General features: G+C 68.0%; 9 protein-coding genes. 7 read left to right on the top strand and 2 right to left on the bottom strand.

The window, feature by feature from the left end:
• Positions 1–1,462 (bottom strand): glycoside hydrolase family 57 protein (locus B1790_RS33890; protein WP_079927637.1); only part of this gene is annotated, 1,462 nt, incomplete at its 3' end.
• A gap of 59 nt (positions 1,463–1,521) precedes the next feature.
• Positions 1,522–2,319 carry a bifunctional 2-polyprenyl-6-hydroxyphenol methylase/3-demethylubiquinol 3-O-methyltransferase UbiG gene (locus tag B1790_RS33885; RefSeq protein ID WP_079927636.1) on the bottom strand — a complete coding sequence of 266 codons (798 nt, stop codon included), beginning with the start codon at positions 2,317–2,319 and terminating at the stop codon, positions 1,522–1,524.
• Between the two features lie 207 nt (positions 2,320–2,526).
• On the opposite strand from B1790_RS33885, the gene B1790_RS33880 reads away from it, so the two are divergent.
• The 7 genes from B1790_RS33880 to B1790_RS35570 form a co-directional block, all read left to right on the top strand.
• On the top strand, positions 2,527–3,321 hold the full coding sequence (locus tag B1790_RS33880; protein WP_079927635.1) for an electron transfer flavoprotein subunit beta/FixA family protein: 795 nt from the start codon (positions 2,527–2,529) through the stop codon (positions 3,319–3,321).
• A 52-nt stretch (positions 3,322–3,373) separates the two neighbouring features.
• On the top strand, positions 3,374–4,330 hold the full coding sequence (locus B1790_RS33875; protein ID WP_079927634.1) for an electron transfer flavoprotein subunit alpha/FixB family protein: 957 nt from the start codon (positions 3,374–3,376) through the stop codon (positions 4,328–4,330).
• Positions 4,331–4,486: 156 nt separating this feature from the next.
• Complete coding sequence (locus tag B1790_RS33870) at positions 4,487–5,230, top strand: SDR family oxidoreductase (protein WP_079927633.1); 744 nt, start codon at positions 4,487–4,489, stop codon at positions 5,228–5,230.
• The gene (locus tag B1790_RS33865) at positions 5,227–5,958 is read left to right on the top strand and encodes an SDR family NAD(P)-dependent oxidoreductase (RefSeq protein ID WP_079927632.1); all 732 of its coding nucleotides are present in this window, start codon (positions 5,227–5,229) and stop codon (positions 5,956–5,958) included. The genes B1790_RS33870 and B1790_RS33865 overlap by 4 nt, the downstream gene beginning before the upstream one ends.
• A gap of 19 nt (positions 5,959–5,977) precedes the next feature.
• Positions 5,978–6,397 carry a cupin domain-containing protein gene (locus B1790_RS33860; RefSeq protein ID WP_079927631.1) on the top strand — a complete coding sequence of 140 codons (420 nt, stop codon included), beginning with the start codon at positions 5,978–5,980 and terminating at the stop codon, positions 6,395–6,397.
• 29 nt (positions 6,398–6,426) lie between these two features.
• Entirely contained in the window at positions 6,427–7,905 is a 1,479-nt protein-coding gene (locus B1790_RS33855) for an FGGY-family carbohydrate kinase (RefSeq protein WP_079927630.1), read from the top strand.
• A partial coding sequence (locus B1790_RS35570; RefSeq protein ID WP_233165447.1) for a DUF222 domain-containing protein occupies positions 7,905–8,241 on the top strand: 337 nt, incomplete at its 3' end. The genes B1790_RS33855 and B1790_RS35570, both read left to right, overlap by 1 nt.

The raw sequence follows: 8,241 nt of genomic DNA, 5'->3' as shown, positions 1-8,241 counted from the left end.
CGGCGTGCTCGCGGCGGCCCGCCGCCAGTGCGTCGGCGATTTCGCGGGTGGCGTGGGCGTGCAGGTGGGCACGGTAGCGGGCGTACTCGGCGGCGGTGTCCTTGCTGACCATGAACGGCCAGTCGCTGGACACGGTGAGCAACGCCTCGCGCAGGATCTGGTCGGCGACGACGTCGCGCGGGGTCGGCGCACCGACGACCGCGTGCTGGGTCAGCGCCTTGTCCACCGTCGCCAGGGCGGTGTCGACGACTTCGGTGTTGAGCCGAACCAGGTCCGACACCTGCTCGCCATTCCATACCTGCCAGTTCTTGCCCGAACCCCAAGAGCTGGGCGGCAATTCGACGGCGTCGCCAATGAAGCCGTCGGCGATGGCGTCGGATAGCGTGCCAACGCGGATCCCGGCTTCTGGCAGTGCCCGCAGCACGCGCTCGAGCCACACCGGGCCCTCGTGCCACCAGTGTCCGAAGAGTTCGGTGTCGAACGCCGCGATGACGTGGGCCGGTCTCCCGATGCGCTCGGATTCCGAGGTCAGCCTGCGGCGGACGGCGTCGACGAAGTCGGCGACGTGGACGTCGACCGCGTGGTCCGCGCGCTCGGGTTCGTAGGCGGCCTTGTCCTCCGACGGCACCGCGCGCCCGGTGACCCGGGCCGGCTTGAGGCCGGTGAGGTGGTCGTAGGTGTGGAAGTCGCGGTATGCGGCATGGCCCGGATAGCCCGACTTCGGCGACCAGACGCGATAGCTCACCTTGAGGTCGCGTCCGAACGCGACGACACCGGAGTCGGTGACCGGCCGGCCAAGCGCGGTGTCGCCGTGCAGAGTTGGGCCGTCGACCATGAAGTGGGTCACCCCGGCGGCGGCGTAGTCATGCTCGAGCCCGGGTGAATACGCACACTCGGGTGCCCAGATGCCTTTGGGAACGTGGGCGAAGCGTTGCCCGGCGTCGGCGAGGCCCTCACGAAGGGCGAACTCCCGCAGCCGGGGGTGCAGCAGCGGTTGGAACGGGTGGGTCAACGGCCCGCCGAGCAGCTCGACGGCGTCGGCGTCGACCAGCTGGCGCAGCAACGGGCTGCCGCCGTGTCGCCAGTTCGCCGAGAAGTCCTCGAGCGCCCTGCCGGCTTCTTCGTATTCACGAATGCCAAACGCGCGCAACGCGTCCGGCGCCGCGTATCCGCTTCCGCTTCCGCTGCGCCGAACCGCTGCCTCCTGGCCGCGGAGCTGCCAGTTCGCCAACCAACTCTGCATGCCGACCAGCGAGTAGGGGTCGTCCAGTTGCGCGTTGACCACGGGCGTCATGCCGAGGGTGAGCAGGTGACTGCGGCCCTCCTCGGACAGTCGGCGCAGCAGACTCATCAGAGGCAGATAGGCGGTGGCCCACGATTGGTACAGCCATTCCTCGCCGACGGGCCACCGGCCGTGATGTGCCAGCCACGGCAGGTGCGTGTGGAGGACGAGGGTGAACATGCCCGGTACGGCGGGCTCCGGAGGGCAGGAGCGAAGCGACCCGGGAAGGGGCTCTGCGCTCACGGTCGCACCGCGATGGCCACCAGATCCAGGCTCTCGTCGATCGCGCGCTCGTTGGCGTCGAGCAGGTCGAAGTCGTCGGTGCGGACCGCCGCGACGTCGGCCAGCAGGTCCGCCGGCCACGGTGCGTTGGCCACGGCCCGCGCGATCTGTGCGTCGATGATCGAACCGCCGTGCCGAGCGTCGAGCTCGACGAGGCGGGCGCCGTGGAAGACCCCGAGCATCGCCTCGACGTGGAAGCCGGACGCGGTGAGCAGTTCGGCCAGCTCCGCGGCGTTCAGTTCGCGGGTGTGGAACGGGTTGATCGGGGTGTCGCGCCCGGGGGAGAACGTGATGCGGTTGGGCGTCGACATCAGCAGGACGCCCGACGGGCGCAGCACGCGAGCGCATTCGTCGACGAACTGGCCCTGATCCCACAGGTGCTCGATGACCTGAAAGTTGACCACGACGTCGACCGCGCCGTCCTCGAGCGGCAACTCGGCCAGATTTCCCTGGCGCATGTCGACGCGCGGGTAGCGCGCCCGGACGTGCGCCACGGCGGAGTCGTCGTAGTCCAGACCGATGACGTGGCTGGCCACGCCGGCGATCAGGTCGGCGCCGTAGCCCTCACCGGAGCCGGCCTCCAGTACGACGCGGTCGACGCAGCGTTCCAGCAGCCGCTGGTACACCACTTCGTGCCGGCGGAACCAGTAATTTTCCTCGGCCAACCCGGGGATGGTGCGCTCCCCGGTCAGAGGAAGCGAGTCCACGTTCGGGAGCGCGGACTCGGATGGTTCGGGCTGGGTAAATGTGCTCATTGCCAACGCAGGCTAACCCAGCTATGGCCATTGTCACTTGTTCGCAAGGTTCATAAGCCGGTGGGAGGGGGCAGAAGGTTAAACAACACCAGTTAAGGTGAGGGTGCATACCGCCCCAAGTTACCGACTAGTAACCTGATGGCTGTTGTATCAATCGTGATATGGGCAGGCCGGCTGAGGCCTCATCGAGGAGGACGAACCACACTCATGACGAACATCGTGGTCCTGATCAAACAGGTTCCTGATTACGAGGATCGGCATCTCACCGACGGTGACTGGACCCTTGACCGGGCCGGTAGCGATCCGGTGCTGGACGAGATCAACGAAAAGGCCGTCGAGGTCGCGCTGCAGCTCAAGGAGAAGCACGCGGACGCCGACTACAAGGTGGTCGTGCTGACCGCGGGCCCTGCCAGCGCCGAGACGGCGATCCGCCGGGCACTGTCCATGGGTGCCGACTCGGCCTACCACCTCGTCGACGACGGGCTGCACGGCTCCGACATCGTCCAGACGTCGTGGGCGCTGGCGCGGTCGCTCGGCCAGATCGAGGACATCGGCGTCGTCATCGCAGGCAACGAAACCAGCGACGGCGTCGGTGGCGCGGTACCTGCGATCCTCGCCCAGTTCCTGGGTCTGCCGCAGCTGACGGCCATGCGCAGCATCGACATCGCCGACGGCAAGGTCACCGGCGAGCGTGAGACCGACGACGGCATCTTCGGTCTCGAGGCGACGCTTCCCGCGATCGTCAGCATCAACGAGAAGATCGTCGACGACGCCCGCTTCCCCTCGTTCAAGGGCATCATGGCGGCCAAGAAGAAGCCCGTCGAGACCCTGACGCTGGCTGGTATCGGCGTCGAGGCCGACGAGGTCGGCGGACAGTACGCGGGGTCGACCGTCGTGTCGGCAACCCCGAAGCCGCCGAAGACCGCAGGCGAGAAGGTCACCGACGAGGGCGAGGGCGGCAAGCAGATCGCCGACTACCTGGTCGCCCAGAAGCTCCTCTGAGCTACGTCGTCCCGTCCCAGACCCACACTTCCTAGAGAGCGATCGAGAACCAATGGCTGAAGTACTCGTGCTCGTCGAGCACGCTGAAGGAAATCTGAAGAACGTCACCGGAGAGCTCATCACCGCAGCCCGCGCGCTGGGTGAGCCCTCGGCCGTCGTCATCGGTGCGCCGGGCACGGCGGACAAGCTGACCGACGCGCTCAAGGCGCTCGGCGCGGCGAAGATCTACGTCGCCGAGTCCGACGTCGTCGAGCAGTACCTCGTCACCCCCAAGGTCGACGTCCTCAACTCGCTCGTCGAGTCGGCGTCGCCGGTGGCGGTCGTCGTGGTCGCCAGTGCCGAGGGCAAGGAGGTCGCCGGACGCGTCGCGGCCGAGACCGGCTCCGGCGTGCTCATCGACCTGATCGGCATCAAGGAAGGCCCCATCGGGGTCCACTCCATCTTCGGCGGTGCGTACACCACCGAGGCGAAGGCCGAGGGTGACGGACCCGTCCTCGCGCTGCGTCCGGGTGCCGTCGAGGCCGAGCCCGTCGCCGGTGCAGGCGAAGTGGTCAGCGTCGAGGTGCCCGCACCTGCCGAGAACGCCACCAAGATCACCTCGCGTCAGCCGGCGCAGAAGAGTGCGCGTCCCGAGCTGAGTGAAGCCAAGATCGTCGTCGCAGGCGGCCGTGGCGTCGGCAGCAAGGACAACTTCAACGTCGTCGAGGAGCTCGCCGACGCGTTCGGTGGCGCCGTCGGCGCCTCCCGCGCCGCCGTCGACTCCGGCTTCTACGAAGGTCAGTTCCAGATCGGCCAGACCGGCAAGACGGTTTCGCCGCAGCTGTACCTGGCCCTTGGCATCTCGGGTGCCATCCAGCATCGCGCGGGCATGCAGACGTCGAAGACCATCGTCGCGGTGAACAAGGACGAGGAAGCGCCGATCTTCGAGATCGCCGACTACGGCATCGTGGGAGACCTGTTCAAGGTCACCCCGCAGCTGACCGACGCGGTCAAGGCTCGCAAGGGCTAAGCCCCAAACGTTCGACGCAAACCCCGGTGCACCTGGTGCGCCGGGGTTTTGCGTTGTCGGGACCCGTGCGTCGTGATGACTACGGACTTTCCAGGGCTCGAGTGGCGTCGGCCGGTGCGAGAGTCGACTCATCACATCAACCAGAGGGGTTCGGCAATGAGGATCACAGTCATCGGGGCCACCGGCCAGGTCGGTTCGAAGGTCGTGGAGCTGCTGCGTGAGCAGGGGCACGACGTCGTCCCGGCATCCCGGGAGACCGGCGCCGACGTGCTCACCGGCGCCGGGTTGACGGAGGCGCTGACCGGCGCGCAGGTGCTGGTCGACGTGGTCAACTCGCCGTCCTTCGACGACGACCCGGTCATGAAGTTCTTCACCGCCTCGTCGGCCAACCTGGTAGCCGCCGCGAAGGAGACCGGCGTCGGGCACTACGTGGCGCTGTCGATCGTGGGCGTCGACGGATTGCCCGACAGCGGATACATGCGCGCGAAGGTGGTGCAGGAGAAGACGATCACCGAGTCGGGCTTGCCCTACACCATCTTGCGGGCCACCCAGTTTCAGGAGTTCGCCGAAGCCATCACCGGATCACTGGTCGTCGACGGCGAGGTGCGCGCGCCAGCCGCACTCATCCAGCCGATCGCGGCCGCCGACGTCTCGGCCGCCGTCGCCAAGGCCGCGGTCGCCGCGCCAGTCGACGGGACGGTCGACATCGGGGGACCCGAGAAGCTCTCGTTCGCCGACATGGCCCGTGCCGTCCTCGCGAGCCAGGGCGCCGACACCCCCGTCGTCGTCGATCCCTCGGCCACCTACTTCGGCACCCACGTCGAGCAGGACAGCCTGATCACCGGATCGGGCGCGACCCTGGCTCCCACCCACTTCGCCGACTGGCTCGCCGCCCGATGAGCCCGAGGGAGCTCAGCGGCCGGACGGCGCTGGTCACCGGCGGCACCGCGGGCATCGGGTTGGAGTCGGCCCGGCTTTTGGCCGAGGCGGGCGCCGCGGTGACGATCACCGGACGCGACGTCGAGCGTGGGGAGAAGGCGCTCGCCGCACTCGGCCTCGGCGTCCGGTTCGTCGCCGCCGACCTTTCGGACCTGGACTCGGTGGCTTCGCTGGCCCGGCAGTGCGGCGACGTCGACGTCTTGGTGAACAACGCAGCGAGCTTTCCCGGCGCGTCGACCGTCGACCAGGACCCGGCCTCCTTCGAGCGGACGTTCGACACGAACGTCCGTGGGGCGTACTTCCTGGTCGCCGCCGTGGCGCCGGGCATGCTGGCCCGCGGGAGCGGCAGCATCGTCAACGTCACCTCCATGGTTGCCTTCAAGGGAGTGGCGGGCGCCTCGACCTACAGCGCGTCGAAGGCGGCCCTCGAATCGCTGACCCGAACGTGGGCCGCGGAGTTCGGGTCCCGTCACGTCCGGGTCAACAGCGTCGCACCCGGGCCGACCGCCACCGAGGGCGTCGTCGCCGAATGGGGAGACACCAACGAAGAACTCGGTCGTGCCCTGCCGCTGGGCCGGACCGCCGACCCCCGCGAGATCGCCGAGGCGGTCCTGTTCCTCGCCTCGCCGAGATCCAGTTTCGTCACCGGTTCCACCCTGCACGCCGACGGCGGCGGCGCAGCCGTCTGACCCTCCAAAGGAGACCACCATGCACGACATCACGACGTCCGACGGGACCAAGAGTCCCATTACCGTGATCCAAAGCGTCACACCGCCGTTCATTCCGCAGAACGCCGACGTGATGACCGTGGTCATCGAGTGGCCGGCCGGCAGTCCCGGGGCTCCACCCCACCGGCACCCCGGTGGTCCCGCCTTCGGATACGTACTCGAAGGCGAGATGCTGTTCGAGCTCGAGGGTGAGGCGCCGCGAGTGATCAAGGCGGGTGAGGCCTTTTGGGAGCCGGGTGGTGACGTCATCCACTATTCGGACGCCAACAACCGCGCCGACGGGCCGCTTCGCTTCGTGGTCAACATGCTCTGCGTGCCCGGCCAACCCATGCTCGTCTACGTGGAATCCGAGGAGCTGGAACGGTTGAAGGACCGCCGGGTGCCCCGCTCGCAGCACTGACCATTCGGGCGCAGACGTAGGGTTGCGCCGTGGACCTGCTTCTCGGAATCGACATGGGCACCGGAAGCACGAAGGGCGTCCTGGTGGACACCGCGGGGGTCGTGTTGGCCTCGGCCACGATCTCCCACTCGATGAACCTTCCGCGACCGGGATGGGCCGAAGTCGACGCCGAGGCGACGTGGTGGCGCGAGGTCTGCGAGATCAGCAACCGACTGGTGCGCGAGATGCCATCGGGGTCGGCCCTGGCCGCCATGTGCGTCAGCGGAGTGGGTCCGTGCCTGGTGCTCTGCGACGACGACCTGAACCCGCTCCGCCCGGCCATCCTCTACGGAATCGACACCCGAGCCACCGCCGAAATACGTTCTCTGACCGAGGAATTCGGAGCCGCCGAGATTCTGGAACGGGCGGGAACGCTGCTGTCGAGCCAGGCGGTCGGGCCGAAGCTGGAATGGGTGCGACGCCATGAGCCTGAGGTTTTCGGCCGGGCGACGGGGTGGTACGGATCGAATTCCTACATCGCCGCCAAGCTGACCGGCGAATACGCGATCGACCATCACACGGCCAGTCAGTGCGATCCGCTCTACGCGACGAGTGCCTTCGAGTGGAATATCGAATGGGCCACGCGTATCTGCGGTCACCTGCCGCTGCCCCGATTGGTGTGGCCCCACGAGGTGGTCGGACGCGTGCACGGCGACGCGGCGGCCGCCACCGGCGTCCCACGGGGAACGCCGGTGGTGGCCGGCACCGTGGACGCCTCCGCCGAGGCGTTCTCGGTCGGTGTCCGCAACACCGGCGACCAAATGCTGATGTACGGCTCGACGATGTTCCTGGTGCAGATCATCGACGAGTACCACAGTGATCCCGCCCTGTGGACGACCGCGGGCGTCGACCGTGGATCGTTGGCGTTGGCGGCGGGAACGTCGACGGCGGGCACCATGATCGGCTGGTTGCAGTCCGTCACCGGCGGTGCGCCGTTGGACGAACTGATGGCCGAGGCGGCGGCGGTTCCCGCGGGCTGCGAGGGACTGATGACGCTGCCGTACCTGGCGGGGGAGCGGACCCCGGTGTTCGACCCGATGGCGCGGGGGCTGTTCGCCGGCCTGACCCTTCGCCACGGCCGCGGGCATCTGTTCCGCGCGGCCTACGAGGGAATTGGCTTCGGGGTCAGGCAGATTCTCGAGATGTTCGACGACGCGCACACCGGACGCCGCACCGTGGCCGTCGGCGGCGGTCTGCGCAGCCCGATCTGGGCGCAGGCGGTCAGCGACATCACCGGCCGTCCGCAATTGGTGGCCGAGCAGGGCATCGGCGCCAGCTACGGCGACGCCCTGATGGCGGCCATCGGAGTGGAACTGGTTGCGCCGGAAACGGATTGGGCCAAGATAAGCCACGAGATCACCCCGAACCCGGCCAACCGCGCGCTGTACGACGAGCTGTATGACACGTGGCGCGAGCTCTATCCGGCCACGAAGGATTTGATGCACGCGCTCGGCGAGCTCGGGAGTTGATGTCGGACCTCGCTTCTATGATGGTGTCATGTCCTTTGTTCTCCGAGATGGAGGAGTTGGCGGGGCAGCGCAATGCGATCGACAGTCGGTTGGTGGAGATCGCTGCGGAGATCGAGGGTGACGGGATCTGGGGTGCCACCGGCTGTCGGTCAGTCCCGGCATTGGTGGCCTGGAAGTTGGGTGTCTCCCCGCATACCGCGGAGACACTGGTGACTGCCGCGCGGCGGGTGGAGGAGTTCCCGCGGTGTGCGGCGATGATGCGCGAGGGTCAGCTGTCGTTGGATCAGGTGGCGGTGATCGCCGAGCGGGCCGGGACGGGGTCCGACGAGCACTACG

The organism is Mycobacterium sp. AT1 (genome assembly GCF_002043095.1).
Classification (GTDB): Bacteria; Actinomycetota; Actinomycetes; order Mycobacteriales; family Mycobacteriaceae; genus Mycobacterium.
Note: the sequence above shows the minus strand (reverse complement) of the source record. Positions and strands in the feature narration are given on the sequence as shown.